Source organism: Vreelandella aquamarina (assembly GCF_020075495.1).
Classification (GTDB): Bacteria; Pseudomonadota; Gammaproteobacteria; order Pseudomonadales; family Halomonadaceae; genus Vreelandella; species Vreelandella aquamarina_A.
Window position 1 is genome coordinate 25489 of the sequence record NZ_JABYQT010000012.1, and the last position, 18648, is coordinate 44136.

The 18648-nt window shown below is 60.1% G+C and carries 15 protein-coding genes and 1 CRISPR repeat array (1 of these 16 only partly in view); of the genes, 4 read left to right on the forward strand and 11 right to left on the reverse strand.

Annotated elements, in window-relative coordinates:
• Positions 1 to 505: direct repeats of the CRISPR family, unit length 28 nt; unit sequence GTTCGCTGCCGCCCAGGCAGCTCAGAAA; it begins 3429 nt to the left of the window's first position.
• A gap of 239 nt (positions 506 to 744) precedes the next feature.
• Together HW452_RS15100 and HW452_RS15105 are read right to left on the reverse strand one after the other, a co-directional pair.
• The gene (locus HW452_RS15100) at positions 745 to 1050 is read right to left on the reverse strand and encodes a hypothetical protein (RefSeq protein ID WP_224106926.1); all 306 of its coding nucleotides are present in this window, start codon (positions 1048 to 1050) and stop codon (positions 745 to 747) included.
• A gap of 63 nt (positions 1051 to 1113) precedes the next feature.
• Entirely contained in the window at positions 1114 to 2007 is an 894-nt protein-coding gene (locus HW452_RS15105) for an alpha/beta hydrolase (protein ID WP_425348115.1), read from the reverse strand.
• Between the two features lie 147 nt (positions 2008 to 2154).
• Here HW452_RS15105 and HW452_RS15110 point away from each other — a divergent pair, with 147 nt between their 5' ends.
• The 4 genes from HW452_RS15110 (at position 2155) to ntrC (ending at position 7826) form a co-directional block, all read left to right on the forward strand.
• Entirely contained in the window at positions 2155 to 3183 is a 1029-nt protein-coding gene (locus tag HW452_RS15110; RefSeq protein ID WP_224106927.1) for an acyltransferase family protein, read from the forward strand.
• Positions 3184 to 3664: 481 nt separating this feature from the next.
• Complete coding sequence (gene glnA / locus HW452_RS15115; protein WP_224106928.1) at positions 3665 to 5071, forward strand: glutamate--ammonia ligase; 1407 nt, start codon at positions 3665 to 3667, stop codon at positions 5069 to 5071.
• Positions 5072 to 5343: 272 nt separating this feature from the next.
• On the forward strand, positions 5344 to 6402 hold the full coding sequence (glnL, locus tag HW452_RS15120) for a nitrogen regulation protein NR(II) (RefSeq protein ID WP_224106929.1): 1059 nt from the start codon (positions 5344 to 5346) through the stop codon (positions 6400 to 6402).
• Positions 6399 to 7826, forward strand: a complete 1428-nt coding sequence (gene ntrC, locus HW452_RS15125; protein ID WP_224106930.1) for a nitrogen regulation protein NR(I) — start codon at positions 6399 to 6401, stop codon at positions 7824 to 7826. Before glnL ends, ntrC begins: the two co-directional genes overlap by 4 nt.
• Before the next feature lie 9 nt (positions 7827 to 7835).
• Here ntrC and HW452_RS15130 read toward each other — a convergent pair whose 3' ends face one another.
• The 9 genes from HW452_RS15130 to fdhF all read right to left on the reverse strand — a co-directional run bounded on the left by HW452_RS15130 (position 7836) and on the right by fdhF (position 18631).
• Positions 7836 to 8381, reverse strand: a complete 546-nt coding sequence (locus HW452_RS15130; RefSeq protein WP_224106931.1) for a YqiA/YcfP family alpha/beta fold hydrolase — start codon at positions 8379 to 8381, stop codon at positions 7836 to 7838.
• Positions 8382 to 8386: 5 nt separating this feature from the next.
• Positions 8387 to 8521, reverse strand: coding sequence for an entericidin A/B family lipoprotein (locus tag HW452_RS15135; RefSeq protein WP_224106932.1), 135 nt, complete (start codon positions 8519 to 8521; stop codon positions 8387 to 8389).
• Positions 8522 to 8753: 232 nt separating this feature from the next.
• Complete coding sequence (locus HW452_RS15140) at positions 8754 to 9305, reverse strand: VOC family protein (protein ID WP_224106933.1); 552 nt, start codon at positions 9303 to 9305, stop codon at positions 8754 to 8756.
• A gap of 973 nt (positions 9306 to 10278) precedes the next feature.
• Complete coding sequence (locus HW452_RS15145) at positions 10279 to 11727, reverse strand: sodium/glutamate symporter (protein ID WP_224106934.1); 1449 nt, start codon at positions 11725 to 11727, stop codon at positions 10279 to 10281.
• A 107-nt stretch (positions 11728 to 11834) separates the two neighbouring features.
• Entirely contained in the window at positions 11835 to 12374 is a 540-nt protein-coding gene (locus tag HW452_RS15150; protein ID WP_224106935.1) for a phosphatase PAP2 family protein, read from the reverse strand.
• Positions 12337 to 13500 (reverse strand): glycosyltransferase family 4 protein, encoded by a 1164-nt coding sequence (locus tag HW452_RS15155; RefSeq protein WP_224106936.1) that lies wholly within the window; start codon positions 13498 to 13500, stop codon positions 12337 to 12339. Before HW452_RS15155 ends, HW452_RS15150 begins: the two co-directional genes overlap by 38 nt.
• A gap of 406 nt (positions 13501 to 13906) precedes the next feature.
• Positions 13907 to 14986 carry an aldo/keto reductase gene (locus HW452_RS15160; protein ID WP_224106937.1) on the reverse strand — a complete coding sequence of 360 codons (1080 nt, stop codon included), beginning with the start codon at positions 14984 to 14986 and terminating at the stop codon, positions 13907 to 13909.
• Positions 14987 to 15134: 148 nt separating this feature from the next.
• A complete protein-coding gene (locus HW452_RS15165) occupies positions 15135 to 15665 on the reverse strand; it encodes a DUF1641 domain-containing protein (RefSeq protein ID WP_224106938.1) in 531 nt (176 codons plus the stop codon).
• Positions 15665 to 18631, reverse strand: coding sequence for a formate dehydrogenase subunit alpha (gene fdhF / locus HW452_RS15170; RefSeq protein ID WP_224106939.1), 2967 nt, complete (start codon positions 18629 to 18631; stop codon positions 15665 to 15667). Before fdhF ends, HW452_RS15165 begins: the two co-directional genes overlap by 1 nt.
• Positions 18632 to 18648 lie beyond the last annotated feature (17 nt).

Genomic DNA, 18648 nt, shown 5'->3' on the forward strand with positions numbered 1-18648 from the left:
CTGCCGCCCAGGCAGCTCAGAAATACTGCGCCTGGAGGAGTCGCTGTCCGCTGCAGTTCGCTGCCGCCCAGGCAGCTCAGAAATACCTGACGCGTTCCCAGGCGTGCAGGGTGAGTGTTCGCTGCCGCCCAGGCAGCTCAGAAAACCACCCGACAGGGTCCACTCGATCAGATCGCGTTCGCTGCCGCCCAGGCAGCTCAGAAAACCGCGGGCAGCTGTATAGCGGGCGTTGCTATTGTTCGCTGCCGCCCAGGCAGCTCAGAAAAGCGAGCCCACGCCGATGTAGGTCTGGCCATCGTTCGCTGCCGCCCAGGCAGCTCAGAAAAAGTGGCCGAGATACTCGTTTGCTTCCCCTGCGTTCGCTGCTGCCCAGGCAGCTCAGAAAATCTTGCGGATGGTGGCACGGTCAATGGAGGGGTTCGCTGCCGCCCAGGCAGCTCAGAAACACTGGCCGCCGGTGCTGTGATAGCGCATCAGGTTCGCTGCCGCCCAGGCAGATCAGAAATGACGCTCAGCTTCAGCGCGCACAAACTCCCGGTTCGCTGCCGCCCAGGCTCCCTTAGTCAGATGCAGTGTCTGTGCATGGGGCACCGCTGTGCGGTGCTTCGCGGGTGCGCTGGCGCTTACGCCGCGCTACGGTATGTGCCGTTATCTTAAACCAGTGTAGATACCAAAGGGCTCTATTTCACCAAACACAAAGAGCCCTTACGGGCTCTTTGTTTAAAACAGGGTAACGGGCTTGGCTCAGTCGTAATCTTCCCGCTTCTCGAACGCGCGCTTGTCGTCGGGCAGGCGGACGATGTCGCCGAGGTGGAGGTTGTCCATGCCTTTTAAGCGGTTGCCCTTGGTGTCCAGGATGGCGACGACCTTGGCGATGCTGACGGCGTCTTCTTCGCGGTAGGCTTCCACTTCCACGCGGACGATCTTGCCCTGGTAGCGGGCGGAAAGAATGTCGCCGTCGCCTATCTGGGCGTGGCCGTGATGATCGTTGGCAAACAGTTTGGATACGCTGGCGCTGCCCGGGTCGTCCCATTCAATGTGTCGATGCATCGTTATCTCCTTGTCGGTTGGCCGATACGCCAAGTGTAGTTTGCTTTTTGTTGATTTCACCAATTATTGCCCGGTAGGGGCGCTGCCAATGTGCTGAAACATAAAGGTTAACGCGGCGGGCAGGCTGGCACGCCATACGCGCCAGGTATGGCCGCCAGGGTAGAGATCAAGGCGCACGTCGTTAGGTTGAATGCGCTCCATGGCCTGGCGCAGCTGGCGGGCGTGGAACTCGGCATCGTACACGTCGCGGCGGCCGGCGCTGATGTAGAGCGGCACGGGCGGCACATCGCTCTGCTCGTCGCCGGGGCGTGGGGTTACCTTGATGCGGTAGGCTTCCAGGTAGGCGGTGTAGTTGTGCTGTTCCCACAGGGCGGTGTCGAAGTTGCCCTGCTCGTCCAGCAGCGCCGGGTGGCGGTGGGCGGAGGAGTTGGGCGGTGGGTAGGGCACGTAGCTTGCCGGGCTGAGCGCGGCCACGGCGGCGAACAGCTCGGGCTTTTCCAGGGCGAAGTTGAGCGCGCCGAATCCGCCGGCGGAAAGCCCGCCGACGCCGCGCAGCGCGCGTGTCTGGCCTACCCGGTAGGTGGCTTCCACGTGGGGAAGAAGGTCGTTGAAGAAGGCGCTGCGCGCGGCTTCGTTGTGGCCGTCGATCCACCAGCTGCGGCTGCCCGGCATGATGAAGACCGCCGGTGGAATATGCCCGGCGCGAATCAATCGGTCGGCGGTTTGCGCCAGGTTGCCCTTGGCCACCCAGTCGCGCTCGTTGCCGAACGAGCCGTGCAGCATATACACCACCGGGTAGGGGGTGCTTGCCTGGGCGTCATACCCATCGGGTAAATAGACGGTATAAGGGTAGGAGTGGCCGAGCGTGGGGGAGTCGAAGGTGTGGTGCTGCACCTCGCCGGCAATGGCCGTATTGAACAGGCCCCAGAGGCCAAGTAATGCGGCAAGCTTGATCACAACAGGGAAGCGTGAGCAGCGTCGGCTGCGGAAAAAGGCAAGCAATGACAAGACGCCTCCGGGAATTATTGCCATGGTATAAAGTCGGACCCGCCATCATCATGAGTGTTCAGCGCAAGCCAAGCCTGCGCATGCAGCGGAGTGGGTATGCATAAAAGAATAGAAGAAATTTACTGGTTGCGGGCCTATGGCTGCGTGGCGGTGTTTCTGTTTCATTTGCTGGACCACGTCAATCAGCGTCTGGATAACCTGGCCACCGACCTGATGCGTCTGCCACTGGTGCTGGGTACACCGATCTTTCTGTTCATCTCGGTGTTCGTGTTCGCCATGCGCTACGACAAGGCCGTGCCGCCGGGTTTTCTGGCCCAGCGGGTGAAATACGTCATGCTGCCCTACCTGGTGTACGGCACTATCTACTCTACTGCCGAATGGGTGCGCCTGGGTATGGCCGGGCAGCCGGTAGGCTTTGTGGACAACGCGGTGGAGTATTTCGTGTTTGCCGGCTGGCACGGCTATTTTCTGATCATCGCCATGCAGTTCTACGCGGCTTACTGGCTGTTTACCCGCTGGCGGCTATGGCGCTTCAACCCGGTGCCGTGGCTGTGGCTTGGCTGTCTGGTCAGCATGGTGTACTGGGGCACGGCCTACTGGCTCGAGGTCGAACTGCCCGGGTATCTGCTGTGGATTGCGCCGCTTGGCTGGGTGTATCTGTTCTTCCTGGCCCTGGTACTGGTGCGCTACTACCCCTTCGATTCCTTGACCAGGGCGCCGGCACGGCCTGCGTGGATGCAGCGGCTTTCCCAGCCTGTGTGGCTTGGCCTGTGGGTCGCGCTGCTGGTGGCGGCAAGCGTGGCGGGCTGGCTGCGCTTCTCTTCCAAGGAGGTATGGGTCGTGCCGCTGTTCGTGCTGTTCACGCTGGTGGCCATGCGCTATTTGAAAGATCGCCCGGCGCCCGGCTGGGTGCGCTATATCAATGTCTACTCCTTCGGCATCTACCTGGCCCATCCGATGTTCTTTTCCATCACCGATGTGGTCGTGGCACGCATGACGCTGCCGGTGGCGGTGTATGCCGTCTTGCTGGGCGTGGTGGGCGCAGTAGGGTCGATCCTTCTGAACCGGCTTGCCAATACCACGACTACCGGTGCCATGATGTTCGGCAAGCGCTTGAAGGCGTAGCTCATCAGAGCATCGAGCGAGGCGCCGGCTTCAATTGATTTCCCTTTCTTGCACCAAAGCGTTTCATTTTGAGCGCTTATTGCACTATTTTGGTTCATTGGGGCGGCGTTATGAGAGTTAACACGCCGCCGACCGGCTGCCATGCGACCTTTAAAGGCACGCGCAGGGTGGTTTTATATTATCCATAACAATGGCTTAGTTGTTTATAGGCTATGTTGGTGCAAGATTGGCACGGTCTCTGCATTATATTTGTCAGCGGCTAGCGAGTCGTAGGCAGGCGCCTTGCGGCGTGCTACAACGATAGCCGGTTTACAATGATCGCTGGACGGTTCGTTACCCAAATCAGGCAATCGTTGAGCGAACAACAATGACAAACGCGCCCCTGGCACGTTACCTGTCCAATGACAGCGTTTGTCTAATAACATTTTTATCGATCGCTTACTGTTTTACGCTTTAAGCCACGCTCATACCGGAGGACACAATGTCAGCCAAGACGCTCGCGCTAATCGAAGAACATGATGTTAAGTGGGTGGACCTGCGTTTCACCGATACTCGCGGCAAAGAGCAGCACGTCACCGTGCCGGCCCGCGATGTAGACGAAGAGTTTTTCGAAAACGGCCAGATGTTCGACGGCTCCTCCATCGAGGGCTGGAAAGGCATCAACGAATCCGACATGATTCTGCGCCCGGAAGATGGCACCGCGTTCCTCGACCCCTTCACCGAAGACGCAACCATCATTCTGCGCTGCGACATCATCGAGCCGGCCACCATGCAGGGCTACGACCGCGACCCGCGGTCCATCGCCAAGCGCGCCGAGGCCTATCTCGAGTCTACCGGCCTTGGTGACACTGCCTTCTTCGGTCCGGAACCCGAGTTCTTCATCTTCGATCAGGTTCACTGGAAAACCGACATCCAGGGCTCCATGTTCAAGATCTCCTCGGAAGAGGGCGCCTGGGCGACCGATAGCGAAGTGGAAGGCGGCAACCTTGGCCACCGTCCGCGCGTGAAAGGCGGCTACTTCCCGGTTCCGCCGGTCGATAGCTTCCACGATATCCGTGGCGCGATGTGTAACACCCTGGAAGCGATCGGCCAGACCGTCGAAGTTCACCACCACGAAGTGGCGAACGCCGGTCAGAACGAAATCGGCGTCAAGTTCAACACCCTGGTGAAGAAGGCCGACGAAGTTCAGGAAATGAAGTACGTGATCCACAACGTGGCCCACGCCTACGGCAAGACCGCGACCTTCATGCCCAAGCCCTTGGTTGGCGACAATGGCTCCGGTATGCACGTGCACCAGTCGTTCTGGAAAGATGGCCAGAACCAGTTCGCCGGTGACGAGTACGCGGGTCTTTCCGAGATGGCGCTTTACTATATCGGCGGTGTGATCAAGCACGCCCGCGCCCTGAACGCCTTCACCAACGCTTCTACCAACTCCTACAAGCGTCTGGTACCGGGCTTCGAAGCGCCGGTCATGCTCGCCTACAGCGCGCGTAACCGCTCCGCCTCCATCCGTATTCCGTACACCGCAAGCCCGAAAGGCAAGCGTGTCGAGACGCGCTTCCCCGACCCGACCGCCAACCCCTACCTGGCGTTCGCGGCCATGCTGATGGCGGGTATCGACGGCATCAAGAACAAGATCCACCCGGGCGACGCGATGGACAAGAACCTGTACGACCTGCCGCCGGAAGAGGGCAAGGCCGTACCGACCGTCGCCAACAGCCTGGATCAGGCGCTGGAAGCGCTCGACGCGGACCGCGCGTTTTTGACCGAAGGCGGCGTGTTCACCGACGACATGATCGACGCCTACATCGAGCTCAAGATGGAAGAAGTGACGCGCATGCGCATGGCCACACACCCCATCGAGTTCGACATGTACTACAGCTGCTGATCACTGTGCCGTGACTGCACTCAAACCCCGCCTCGGCGGGGTTTTTTTATTGCACTCAAGCGGGGAGCGTGCAGTGCCTGAATGCGCCTTTATGCACTAAAATGGTGCGCTTGCGTGCTGAAGCTGACGATTCACGCGCCAAGTGCGTTCGGCCAGACAGCGCCTGATGCCCACATGCTGTGCACGGTGCCGAATCGTGAACGACTTGGCGCGCTTTTTGCAGTTTTCCTTGCACGATGAGTGATTTCACCCGCGATACCTCAGGACACGTCATGTATCAGCGTCTACTAGAACATCTTTCCATGGCGGTACTGCTGCTCGACGGCGAGCTGCGCGTGCGCTGGATGAATCCGGCCGCTGAAGCATTGCTGGCGGTCAGCTTGAGCCGTGTGGAGGGGATCAGCCTGGATACGCTGCTGGGGGGCGATGAAAGTATCGACCAGGTGCTGGCCAAGGCGCGTGATGCCTTTCATCCCTATACCCGGCGCGAGGCGCGCCTCACCCCGGTCAGTGGCGAAGCGCTGACGGTGGACTACACCGTTACGCCGCTTTCGGAAAACGAGCTGCTGCTGGAGATGGAGCCTCGTGATCGCTTGATGCAGATCTCCCGCGAGGAGGCGCTGACCACGCGCCAGGAAACCATCAAGGTACTGGCCCGGGGGCTGGCCCATGAGGTCAAGAATCCGCTGGGCGGTATTCGTGGTGCCGCACAGCTTCTGGAGCGTGACTTGAGCGATCCGGCGCTGCGTGAGTTTACCCATATCATCGTCGAAGAGGTCGATCGCCTGCGCGATCTCGTCGATTCGATGCTCGGCCCCAACCATATCGTCAAGCACGAGCCGGTCAATATCCACAAGGTGCTGGAGCGGGTTCGTTCACTGCTGATGGCCGAGCATCCGGACGTTGCCATCAGCCGCGACTACGACCCCAGCCTGCCGGATCTCTCCGGCGACGAATCGCAGATGATCCAGGCCGTGCTCAACGTGGCCAGAAACGCGGTACAGGCGATGAGCGATGCCGGCACCCCGGCACCGGAACTGACGCTGCGCACCCGTGCCCGGCGCCAGTTCACGCTTGGCGCCGAACGTCATCGGCTGGTCAGCGAGGTGGGGGTGATCGATAACGGCCCGGGGGTCCCCGAAGGGCTCGAGGAAACGCTCTTCTACCCGATGGTATCCGGGCGCGCCGAAGGCAGTGGGCTGGGGCTTTCCATTGCCCAGTCGATCTTGCACCAACATCAAGGATTGATCGAATGCGATTCACAACCCGGACATACCGAATTTCGTCTACTGATTCCCATGGTTATTAACTGCACCGGAGAAGCGTCATGACTGAGGCAACACGTAACGAGGTGGCGCGCGTGGTCGTGGTGGACGACGACCGTGCTATCCGCTGGGTGCTCGAACGCGCACTGGCACAGCCGGATCTCGATATCGAGTGCATCGAGCGGGCTGATACGGCGCTGTCCAGGCTGCTCGAGGATCCGCCGGACGTGCTGGTCACCGATATCCGCATGCCGGGCATCGACGGGCTGGATCTGATGGCCCGGATTCGCGAAGCCCACCCGGATCTGCCGGTGATCGTGATGACCGCGCATTCGGACCTGGATAGCGCCGTGGCCTCCTATCAGGGCGGAGCGTTCGAATACCTGCCCAAGCCGTTCGATGTGGACGAGGCGCTGGCGCTGGTACGCCGAGCAGTGGCCCACGCCCGCGAGCGGCAACGTCCGGTGAGTGTACCCGAAGGATTGAATGCAGAAATCATCGGTGAAGCGCCGGCCATGCAGGAGGTGTTTCGTGCCATCGGGCGGCTCTCTCACTCGCATATCACGGTGCTGATCAATGGCGAGTCCGGCACCGGCAAGGAGCGCGTCGCCCAGGCGCTTCACCAGCATAGCCCGCGAGCGGGCAAGCCGTTCATTGCACTGAACATGGCGGCGATTCCGCGCGATCTTATCGAGTCCGAGCTGTTCGGCCACGAGAAGGGGGCGTTTACCGGTGCGGCGGCCCAGCGTCAGGGGCGCTTCGAGCAGGCCAACGGCGGCACGCTGTTTCTCGATGAAATCGGCGACATGCCGTCGGAAACCCAGACCCGCCTGCTGCGCGTGCTGGCCGATGGGGAGTTCTACCGGGTAGGCGGGCATACGCCAGTCAAGGTGGATGTACGCATCATCGCCGCAACCCACCAGAATCTTGAATCGCTGGTCGATGAGGGGCGCTTTCGCGAAGACCTTTTCCACCGCCTGAACGTCATCCGCATTCACCTGCCGCGCCTAGCCGAGCGGCGCGAGGATATCCCCCGGTTGACGCGGCACTTCCTGGCCGAAGCCGCCAAGGAGCTGGCCACGGATATCAAGGTGCTGACCGCGGACACCGAGGCGCACCTGACCCGCCTGCCGTGGCCGGGCAACGTGCGCCAGCTCGAGAACATCTGCCGCTGGCTGACCGTCATGGCCTCCGGGCGAGAGATTCTGATCGAGGATCTGCCGCCGGAACTGCGTTCGATTGCAAGCGTAGAGAGCGGCGGCCACGGTGACTGGCGCACGGCGTTTCGGGAGTGGGCCGACCACGCCCTGGCCGAGGGCCATACGCACCTGCTGGAAGAGGCAGTGCCGGACTTCGAGCGTATCCTGATCGAAACGGCGTTGAAGCATACCGGCGGGCGCAAGGGCGAAGCCGCCGAGCTGCTGGGCTGGGGCCGCAATACGCTGACGCGCAAGCTCAAGACCCTGCTGCCGGCGCTCGCCGACGAGTAGCCGAAAGCCCTACGGACAGCTGGCCTGAACCGCCTGCTGGTCGAGCGCGTGGCACTGGGCGAGAAAACGCTCGAAATCGCCAAGAATGGTTTCGAGGCTCGCGTGCAGGCGGTGGTCGTCATCCACCATGCGTAGCGAGAGCCGCTGCCGCTCGGCGTGGTCGATCACCGGGCCAGGTGGCACCACGTCGTCCTGCCAGCCATGAATGATATGGGTAAGCCTTGCGCCGATGGTGGGCGAGGTCTGCGGATACTCGGGCAGCCCCAGCGCCGGGGCCAACAGGAAACAGCCGAGCACGGAGTGCTTCGCGCTGGCCGCGGCGCTTAGCCAGCCTCCCAGGCTCGAACCTGCCAGCACACACTCCTCAGGCTTGTCATTGCGCTTGGCAATGGTCGCCAGCAGATGCTCCAGGCGTCTTGAGGGTTCTGCCATGCCCCGGTAATCCATGACGACCGCCTCGCAGTCATCCAGTTTTTCCGCAATGCCTTTCAGGGCCTGAATCTTCAGGGCGCCCGGCCCGCTTTCCAAGCCGTGTGAGAGATAGACGGTCATCATGGAGATCAGCTCGCTGCGGACTGTTGAATGGCCTTGCCGCCTTGCTCGATATCTTCACCGGCGCCGTGAATGGTGTTGCAGCCGCTCAAGACAAGCAGCGTCGTCAGTAGCCCTACACCCAGTATTACCCTGCGTTTCATGGAACCATTTCCTCAAGTGTCATTGGTGAACGAGACAGTAGCGCTTGTTCAGCGAAGGCACTTGAGTGGGCAAGCAGTGAGGTTCGCCATCGCGCGGCCTGTCTGTTTTCTATAGTAGCCAGCAATAGCGCAATAGGTAAGAAAAACTCGCCGTGTCAGATAAGCCCCCAGCACCACGCGTAAGCGGTCATCTTCACGAGGCGCTGCGAGCTTGTGCGGCCGGTTAGCCAGGTCACCGGGAAGAAGGCGTGTTGGCGTCTTGTTCACTGGCCGGCGGAATATAGCGTGTCTTGGTCGCGCCTTCCCGGTAGGTCATCTCTGAGGGCAGTTGCAGGATCTCGATGAGGCTTTTCCAGGGAGTATGGCAAAACCAGAGCTGGTTGCCTGGCCCGCTTTCGGCTCCAGAGCACTCCTGCGGCCCGTCGAACATGGTGCCACCGGCTTGCCTGATGGCGCGCCCTGCAGCTTGGATATCGTCAACCACGATGGAGAAGTGAGTGGGACCGAGGGTGCTGATATTGGCCGGTTCACCGGTGGGGCTTGCCACCTCGATCAGCTCCAGATTGGCGCCTGTGCCCATACGCAGCATGGAAATGGCACGCTGCGCATTGTCGTGGGGCATACCGTTGATGGGTCCTACCTGCTCACCGGACTGGTCATCTGCGCTCTTGGGAAGCGTCCGATAAAGTACCTCTGCGTCAAACGCCTGGATGAAAAACGCTTCGGCTTCTTCAATGTTGGGAACCGTTAGGGCGATATGCTCGATACCACGTACAAAACTCATGCGTTACTCCTTGAAGGTGGCGGTGGCAATGTCAGTCAGCTGTTGTTCAAGCGGCTTGGAAACCTCGCGTATGCCACGCGATCGTTACTCGCCTAACGAGTGTAGGACAGCACGCCAGGGTAATCCCAATAAGCAGTACAAATATTGTATGAAAGGCGCCAAACGTTACATGCTGTGGAGTATTTTTTTGTCGCATGTGCCTTTTTTAACCACTTTTGTGGTCGCGTCAGGTGGGGATGAGAGTGAGCGGTTTATTTATAAGGTATTGTTTTTAATAATAAATAATTCAAATTGGCATGATATGGCCCAGCGTGTGCAATACTTAGGTAGCAACAACGTGAGCAAGATGACAGACGATAAGGGAAGGCAGGAGCCATACGTAGAAGAATAGGGAAGCTCAAGGACACTCATCTTGCTCACTTGTATTAGCGTAAGGACACGCTAATCGTCGAGGCCAGGGAGTGGCGCAGATGCAAAACGACCATTTCGCACCAGCGGAATGGTTTTTTTGCGTTTTTATTTTTTCGCAAGCTATTGATAGTTATAATAATTTTGTGCCGTCGCAATAATATGCAAAGCCTTTGTACAGATGAAGCCAGCGATTTAGTCTATCCTTTCGGCATACTAAATCTAAGCGGTTAGAAAACGACAACGCACAGCCGCGTATTTTCAGGGACAAGCGTAATGGCGATGGTACTGATGTTATGCATGTTTGTACTGTTCTTGGGGTTTTCTGCCATCGGTCTGTACATGATGTTCAAGACCCCTTTTATAGTAGCCACCGAAGAGAGGGAAGATTTGCCACCTGATATTTGACCCGTCTCACCGCCAGCCTGCTCCAAGGCAGGGTTCAACGCACATCTGCTGCTATTTCTTGTCTACCGTACTCTTTTCTGCCCTACCCCATGAAGCCCCATGCCTGCCAGTGCACGCATGGGGCTTCATGTCAGGGGGCTTCATGTCAGGGCTTGTGTCATGACGACTGCTTCCAGCGGCCCTTGCCCCGCCCGGGGATCATGCGGCCAAAGTAAAGCAGCCCGAAGGCCAGCCAGCCAAGGGTCAGCACCGCGGTGAATATCAGTACGGCCAGGGCGCCGAACTCGGCGATCAGCGGCAGCGCCGCGGCGGTAAACAAGCCGCCGCCTACCACCGGCTCGAACATGAGCTGCTTGTAGCCAAAGCTCTCGAAGGCACCGGACTCGTTTTTCGGGTCTGCCATGCGCATCAATAAAAGGCCGGTAACCGTAACGCCCATGGACTGGCCGAAATCGCCGATGCCCCGTTCGAACCAGTTCTCCGGAATGACCCGTGGGGCGATCACGACCAGCACGAAAAGCCCCCAGGCGATGCCCGCCACGGAAAGCAGCAAAAACGGCAGGAAGTAGTCGCCCAGCGTGGTCAGCGATAGCGTGGCGAGAGCCGCCACGATGGTGAAGTCCAAAGCCGTGCCGGCAATCCTTGCCATGGTGCGGGTAGAAACGTGGTGCTCGAGACCGAACCGGGTGATCACCAGTTGAACGATGACGCCCCCTATCATGGCAATGGGGAACAGCGGAACGTGCGCCAGTATTTCCAGCCCATCGTTGCGTGCCCAGGTCATCTGCTCGACCCACTGCAGACCGGACAGGATCAGCCAGCCGAGCAAGATGGCGATACCCACCAGGCCAATATGCAGGCTCAGCGGGTCCGTGGTGCCGGCTTCATGGGTCAGGTCTTTCTTGAACTCGCTGAACTCGTCGGTTGAGGGGCGCTCATCCTCGCGCATCAAGTCATCCGGGTCGTCGCTCTCCTTGCTGGGGGTAATCAAGCCCCGGCGTGCGGCGATATTGATCATCAGCGTACCGATCAGCACGCCGGACACGATCCCGACCGTGGCGAGCCCCAGCGCAAGGTCGGCGCCTTCCTCAAAGCCCAAGTCGGCAAAGGTATCAGCCATGCCGGCTGCCGTACCGTGGCCGCCTTCAAAGCCGATCTCGATCAGCGCTCCTACCATCGGGTTCATGTTGAACAAGGGAGCCAGTACCAGCAGCGCCAGGGTAAGTCCCACCACGTACTGCCCCCAGGCCATGGTCTGGCCCACCACCACCTGAGGCCCGGCGCGCATCCAGATCGTCCTGGGCCCGGGGATGGCCTTGCCGATGAACAGCGCGGCAAATACCACATTGATCAATAGCCCTGGAAGCGCCGACCAGCTCTCCTGCACGTAGGCGGGAAACAGGCCTGGGCTATCATCGAACAGGGTGGGGATCAAACGGCCGATGACATCCGGGCCCAGCAGCAAGAGGATAAGTCCGGCAATCACCGAGCTTGGCATGAAGAGCCTGCGCAGCCAGGCAAGTTTCAGGCGCAGTGCATTGCTGGCCACCAGGGCCAGCGCAATGATCACCAGCGCCACGAAGAGTTCGCCAACCGTCATGGTCATTACATCGCTCCTTAATGAATGCCAGGGCCATGAACCTTGGCAAGACCTGAAATGACTTGGTTGGTTTAAATCTAGCGCTTAATGCTTGAATTGGCGAAGTGTTCAGGTCACCCCATCCAGTAGAGGCTAAGAAAGGCAAAGCCATAACCGATGGCACCGCCGGCGATGACATCACTGATGTAGTGCAGGCCAAGGCCCACGCGAGAAATGGCAATCAACAGTGCCAACGGCAGTACGATAGGCAGCAGCCAGGGCGTATGGGCGGCCACCAGCACGCTGAACAGCACGGCGTGCATGGTGTGTCCGCTTGGGAAGCTGTAGCGGTCACGGGCGGGTTCGCCGCAGTGAACGCCACCAAGGTACGTGATGAACGGCCGTTCGCGGCACAGGCGCGTCTTGATCAGCCGATATACCACCATGGCCAGCAGCGCGATGCTGGCGTACTGCATCATGCGCCAGGTACCGTCGGGCTGAAGCCAGGGCTGGGCGGCGATCAACAGTACCCACACCGGCCAGTCGCCCAAGCGGCTCGCCGTCTGCAGGGTGATTCGCCAGGGACGAAACAGGTTCAGTCGGGTAACGCGCTGGCAAAGCTGCCACTCCAGCAGATCAAGACGATCGAACACGACAAGCGGGCGTGGGCGCATGGTAAGCCTCCTGGGCCTGGTGAAGGTACTGCAGGAACTGGTCGGCAATACCTGCCCAGCTCTGCTCGAGCGCACGCAGGCGCGCAACGCGGCCAAGCCTTGCGTAGTCGGCCGGATGCTGGCAAAGCTCGACGGCCGCCTGCTGAAAGGCGTCGCTATCTTCCGGGGCGACGGTAATACCGTTCTGGCCGCTTTCGATCAACTCGGCGCTCGCCGCATGACGATACGCCACGACCGCCAGCCCGCTTGCCATGGCCTCGGCTACCACGTTGCCCCAGGTTTCAGAGAGCGAAGGGAAGATGAACAGGTCGGCGCTGGCGTAGTAGCGGGCAAGTTCTTCTTTTTCCACGAAGCCGGTAAAGTGCGCCTCGGGAAGCGCCTTTTCGAGCTGCGCACGGGCCGGGCCATCGCCCACGATCACCTGGGCCATGTCCGGGCGCACCTCGCGCATGGCCTGCAGGGTTTCCTGCAGCAAGGTGAGGTTTTTCTCCAGCGCCAGGCGGCCCACATAAATCGCGACAGGTTGATGCAGGCTGACTCCCCACTGCTGGCGCAAGGCCATGTCGCGGTGGTCGGGTGAAAAGCGCTCGCCCTCGATCCCTCGCGCCATCACGTGGACATTGTGAATACCCTGCTCGCGCAGGGTCTGTGCCTGAAGGTGAGTCGGTACCAGCGTCAGCTCGCAGCCGTTATGGAAGTAGCGCAAATAGCGCCGGGTGGCCGCGGCAAGCCAGGGCACGCCGTAGTCGTGGCAGTAGTGGTCGAAATTGGTGTGCCAACCGGCCACCAGCGGAATGTTCAGCCGCCGGGCAGCCTGACGCGCTGCCCAGCCGAGCGGGCCCTGAGTGGCAAGATAAACCACGTTCGGACGATGCTCGCGCCAGAAGCGCCGAAGGGTAGAAGGGCGTGTCAAGCCGACCTGAACATCCGTGTAGCCGGGCATGGCGCAGCGATTGACCTGCAGTTCCTGGCCGACGTTTACGGCCTGCGCCGTGGTGCGTGGCCGGGGACGAATCACGTCCACGCAGACCTCTTGGCGAAAGAGCTCCTGATGCAGTCGGCTCAACGTATGCGCAACCCCGTTGATCTCCGGCGCCCAGGTTTCGCTGACAATGCAAAGCCGCATAAGCGATCCGTCCCTTAATCACATTTTAATGCAGTGTGGTCAGAGACGGTGACACTGCCAAGTCAGGCGAGTGAACAAGCGATGACAAAATGGCGAGCAATACTTAGCTTTTTTGCTCGGTTTGTTATTAACACTCGCTTGTTAAGCCCACATGGCGTTTATGTGAAATCTTGAAGGTATAATGTAAGTCTTTGACTAATAATTGTTTTAAAGAAGTGAGACAGGTTTTCTCCGCGAACCTCGCCACCAGGGCAAGCAACGAGCGCAGTCTGCGAGGGGCTGAAAAACGATGGCCAAAAAAATTAATTATTTTTACCGCATGCAGGGGCACAGCAGCAGTTTCATTAATGGTTGATGCTCACCAGGCAACGCCCGAAAGCCGGGAAGGCTTTCGGGCGTGTCAGTATCAACGCTCGTCGTCGCGCTTATCGATGGTCTTGCGGTAGTTGTCGATAAACGGTTTCTCGGCCTTGTCGATACGGTCCATGCCTGCCACGACCCGGTGCCAGTAGGGGTACTGCGGGGCTGGACGCGTGGCGGCTTCGATACGCTCGATCTCTTCATCGCTCAGCGCAAGCTCGGCGGCGGCCAGGTCGTCCTTCAAATGCTCTTCGTTACGTGCGCCCACGATCAGCGACGTCACGCCCGGACGATCCTTCAGCCAGGCAAGGCAGGTGCGCGGGATGGACGTATTGTGCGTCTCGGCGATCTCGGCTAAAAGCTCGATGATGTCGTAAGCGCGCTCCATGTCATGCACGTAGGGTTCGGGCCAGCCGTTGCCCTGGCGGGTGCCTTCCGGGGCTTTCTGGCCGCGGCGCACCTTGCCGTTGAACAGGCCTTCGCCCAGCGGCCCCCATACCAGCGTGCCGATGTTCTGGTCGATGGCCAGCGGCATCAGCTCGTACTCCGCCTCGCGGGCTTCCGGCGTGTAGTAGATCTGCTGGCTGATGGGGCCTGTCAGATTGTGAAGCTCGGCCTTGCCGATGGCCTTCATCATCTGCCAGCCGGTAAAGTTGGAGGTGCCGTAATAGCGGATCTTGCCGCTTTGCACCAGGTGATCCAGCGCATACAGCATCTCTTCGATAGGCGTCACGCCGTCCCAGTTGTGTATCTGGTACAGGTCGATGTGGTCGGTGCCCAGGCGCTTCAAGCTTGCCTCGCAGGCGTTGATCAGGTGATAACGCGAGAAACCGCTGTGGTTGGGGTTGTCACCCAAGGGGCTTCGCGCCTTGGAGGCCAGAATGATATCGTTACGCTTTTCACCCAAGGCCTTTCCGACGATCTCCTCGGATTCGCCCATGGAGTAAAGATCGGCGGTGTCGATCAGATTGACCCCGGCATCGATGGCCAGGTCGATCTGGCGCTTCGCGCCTGCTACATCGACGCTGGCCGCCTTCTCGAAGCCACCGCTGCCGCCAAATGGCACGGTGCCCAGCACGATTTCAGATACCAGCAGCCCTGACTTGCCCAGAGGACGATATTTCATCTCGATAGCTTCCCTGTTGATCGAAGGTGTCGTTAATCTAAAGTCTTAGATTGCGCGTGCCTCTAAGCCTAGAAACTCAGCTGGATATGTCAAAGGGTGGGCTTTGCGCTGGTCGCCTCCCTGCCGGAGCGCCAAGGGGTTACCCATCTCATGGGCCTTCGGTGGGTTTGCCGGTAACGTCGGTGACCGGCTTGTCCACGGGTCTGTCGAGCCGCTCCGAAAAAGCACGCAGCCCTGCCAGGATCGGCTTGATGGCATACCACAGCTCGTCATCATGGAGCATGCGGTAGAGGCCGGTGATGCCGGGAGCACTGTCCTTTTCTGGATCCTTCTGCGGGCTTCTGGCGCTGGGGGCATGCCCCTGCGCTTCGTCGTGGCGGTGGTTGCCGACCTGCTCGATGCCTTCTCCAAGGGCAGACATCACTTGGTAAAAGCGCTCCGGCGGTAGTGCAGACAGCGTCATGGCGATCACTGACAGGTTTTGAATGGCGTTGAGCGAGCCTTGCTTGTTCAGCCCGCCGACCAGAATGCGCAGCAACTCCTGGTTGGACGCCACCACATCGTTGGCAAACCGCAGTACGCCGTGTTCATGAAGCGTCTGCACGAGTCTGTCCAGCTCTTCCTGGGCATCCGGGCCGATCTTGGGCGGCGTCACGTCATGGGAAATTCGTTCGGCCATTACATTTTCCTCGGATTCGTTTGGTGGGCAGGGGGCAGCCGATAATCATCATTGGCCCACTTGACCTCGACGGCCACGCCTTCGTTGGGCGTGCGCTTGCCAAAGCGGTAATTGGTGCTGGGCAGGGGCGGGGCGCCACGCTTGTCGAGCACCTCGAGCTTGACGGCCGTCTCCTTGTAGGCGGGGGTGTGAACGACCGGGTCGGTATGCTCGCCGGTCAACCCGTTGACCCCGGGCTTGCCAAAGTGAATCGGTAGATAGAGCGTCTTGCCCGCCACTCGATCGGTGACCAGTGCGGGAAATTCATGGCTATCCCGCCGGGAGGTGATGCGTACCCAGGTGCCGTCCTGGATGTCGTACTCGGCCGCCAGCTCAGGGCTTACCTCGACAAAGCTGCCGGGTACCTGGTCCCAGATGCCCTGCGATTTTCCGGTCTGGTTGGTACCTTGAAAGTGTTCCAGCAGGCGGCCGTTGTTGAGCATGAACGCGTATTCGTCATCTGCAGCCTCGAGAGGCTCCTGCCATTCAAGAACGAACAGGCTGGCCTTGGCATCTTCGGTCGGAAAACCGTCGGTATACAGCCGTGGCGTATCAGTACCATCGGCGGCAACCGGCCAGAGCAGCGATTTCCAGCCTTCCAGGCGCTCGTAGCTGACCCCGGCGAACAGCGGTGAGATCGACGCGCACTCTGCCATGATTTCGCTGGGGTGGGTGTAGCCCCAGTCATGGCCCATGCGCGCGGCAAGATCCGTCAGGATACGCCAGTCCGGGCGGCTGTCGCCCAGTGACTCCAGCGCCTGGTAAAAGCGCTGTATACGCCGCTCGGTGTTCACAAAGGTGCCCTCTTTTTCGACGCTGGGGCAGGCCGGCAGCACCACATCGGCAAACTGAGCGGTGCGGCTCAAGAACATGTCCTGCACCACCATGAAATCCAGGCTTTCGAACGCGGAGTGGACGTTATGGGTATTGGCGTCGGAGAACGCCGTCTCCTCGCCGATGATGACCATCGCCTTGAGCTTGTCTTCAGACGCCGCCTGCACCATCAGGAAGTTACCCCACCCCTCGTTCAGTGAGAGCTGGTCTGGTTCGACACCCCAGCCTTTTGCCCACCGCTTGCGGACGTCTTCATCGGTGACCTTCTCATAGCCCGGGTACATGTTGCGCAGACAGCCAAAGTCGCTGGCGCCTTGAACATTGTTATGCCCGCGCATCGGATAGCCGCCGGTGCCGGGCTTGCCGTAGTTGCCAGTGACCAGCAGCAGGTTGGAGAGCGCGGTGCTGGTGTCCGAGCCGTGGCTATGCTGGGTAATGCCCATGGCCCACAGAAGACAGACGCTCTTGGCGCGACCGATCAGCTCGGCGGCGTCGATCAGTTGCTGCTTGGGAATGCCGGTTTTCTGTTCGGCGAACTCGAGCGTAAAGGGCGCCAGGGATGCGCGGTAGGCCTCGACATTGTTCACCCAGCGGCTCAGAAACTCCTCATCTGCCAACCCGTTATCGAACATGTAGCGCGACAGCGCCGAGGCCCAGATCAAATCGGTACTGCTGTTGGGGCGCAGAAACAGATTCGCGCGTTCGGCCATTTCATGCTTGCGCGGGTCGAAGACCACCAGCTTCTGGCCGCGCAGCTTCTGCGCGGCCTTGATGCGCGAGGCGATGACCGGATGGTTCTCCGCCGTATTGCTGCCCACCAGCACGACCACCTCGGCCTGTTCGATATCCTGGATGGTGCCGGCGTCGCCACCATAGCCCACGGTACGAAACAGCCCCTTGGTCGCCGGGTTCTGGCAGTAGCGCGAGGAGTTGTCGACGCTGTTGGTGCCGATGATCAGCCGGGCGATCTTCTGGGTGAGATACGCCTCTTCGTTGCTCGCCTTGCTGGAGCCGATAAAGCCCAGGCTTTGCGGGCCGTGGGTGTCACGCACCTCTAGAAGCCGGCTGGCGACGAGATCGAGCGCCTCATCCCAGCTCGCCTCGCGAAAGCGGCCGTTCTCGCGAATCAAGGGCGTGGTCAGGCGCTCTTTACTGTTGACGAAATCCCAGGCGAACTTGCCCTTCAAGCAGGTAGAAATGCCGTTGGCGGGGGCGCTCTCGGTGGGCTGTACCTTCAGAATGTGCCGGTCACGGGTCCACATCTCGAACGAGCAGCCCACCCCGCAGTAGGTACACACGGTCTTGGTGCGCTTGATGCCCGGCTGGCGCCAGGTGGCGTCCAGTTCGGAAACCCCCGTAATGGGTTTGGCGCTGATGGTCTTCTCGACCTCCTTGACCATCTCGATCATGGGGCGCTTGAGCGACCAGGGCAGCGCCGTAAAGGGGCCTGTCTGGCCAAACATGCTGTTTTCCTGCAGCGCGTTGCACGGGCATACCGTGACGCAGTGGCCGCAGTGTACGCAGCTCGAGTCATTGATCGCTTTGCCGCCATCCCATAAAACGCGCGGGTGTTCGCTCGAGTAGTCGATGCTCAGGGTTTCGTTGACCTCGACGTTCTGGCACGCCTCGACACACTGGCCGCAGAGAATGCACTGGTCCGGGTCGTAGGTATAAAACGGGCTGGAGGTATCCTTGGGGTGGGGCTTGGGCTTGAACTCGTAGCGCTGGATGGGGATGTCCATCTCGACCACGGCGTTATGCACGCGGCAATCGCCGTTATTGTTTTCGCACACGGTGCAGTAAAGCTCATGCTTGGCCAGCAGGCGGTCCATGCCCTCGTGGCGGGCGGCGGTGGCCTGGGTATCACGGCTCGAGATGGCCAGGCCTTCAAAAGTGCGCAGCGTACAGCCGCGCGTCAATTCACCCTCTACCTCGACCCAGCAGGCGTCGCAGGTTTCAAGTGCGCCTAGCGCCGGGTGATAGCACACGCTGGGAAGCGCAATACCGTGCCCTTCGAGAAAATCGATAAGCGGCTCATCCGCGTTACCCGTCAAGCGCTTACCATCAAACGTAATCGTGCACGGTCGATTCATCTGGGCATTCCTCCATG

Excerpts from the sequence above, each read along its gene's own strand:
- glnL (WP_224106929.1), top strand. The coding sequence starts at position 5,344 with ATGTATCAGCGTCTACTAGAACATCTTTCCATGGCGGTACTGCTGCTC.
- HW452_RS15145 (WP_224106934.1), bottom strand. The coding sequence starts at position 11,727 with ATGACCATGACGGTTGGCGAACTCTTCGTGGCGCTGGTGATCATTGCG.
- HW452_RS15140 (WP_224106933.1), bottom strand. The coding sequence starts at position 9,305 with ATGAGTTTTGTACGTGGTATCGAGCATATCGCCCTAACGGTTCCCAAC.
- HW452_RS15130 (WP_224106931.1), bottom strand. The coding sequence starts at position 8,381 with ATGATGACCGTCTATCTCTCACACGGCTTGGAAAGCGGGCCGGGCGCC.
- HW452_RS15165 (WP_224106938.1), bottom strand. The coding sequence starts at position 15,665 with ATGGCCGAACGAATTTCCCATGACGTGACGCCGCCCAAGATCGGCCCG.
- HW452_RS15135 (WP_224106932.1), bottom strand. The coding sequence starts at position 8,521 with ATGAAACGCAGGGTAATACTGGGTGTAGGGCTACTGACGACGCTGCTT.
- HW452_RS15150 (WP_224106935.1), bottom strand. The coding sequence starts at position 12,374 with ATGCGCCCACGCCCGCTTGTCGTGTTCGATCGTCTTGATCTGCTGGAG.
- HW452_RS15110 (WP_224106927.1), top strand. The coding sequence starts at position 2,155 with ATGCATAAAAGAATAGAAGAAATTTACTGGTTGCGGGCCTATGGCTGC.
- HW452_RS15155 (WP_224106936.1), bottom strand. The coding sequence starts at position 13,500 with ATGCGGCTTTGCATTGTCAGCGAAACCTGGGCGCCGGAGATCAACGGG.
- HW452_RS15160 (WP_224106937.1), bottom strand. The coding sequence starts at position 14,986 with ATGAAATATCGTCCTCTGGGCAAGTCAGGGCTGCTGGTATCTGAAATC.
- HW452_RS15100 (WP_224106926.1), bottom strand. The coding sequence starts at position 1,050 with ATGCATCGACACATTGAATGGGACGACCCGGGCAGCGCCAGCGTATCC.
- ntrC (WP_224106930.1), top strand. The coding sequence starts at position 6,399 with ATGACTGAGGCAACACGTAACGAGGTGGCGCGCGTGGTCGTGGTGGAC.
- fdhF (WP_224106939.1), bottom strand. The coding sequence starts at position 18,631 with ATGAATCGACCGTGCACGATTACGTTTGATGGTAAGCGCTTGACGGGT.
- glnA (WP_224106928.1), top strand. The coding sequence starts at position 3,665 with ATGTCAGCCAAGACGCTCGCGCTAATCGAAGAACATGATGTTAAGTGG.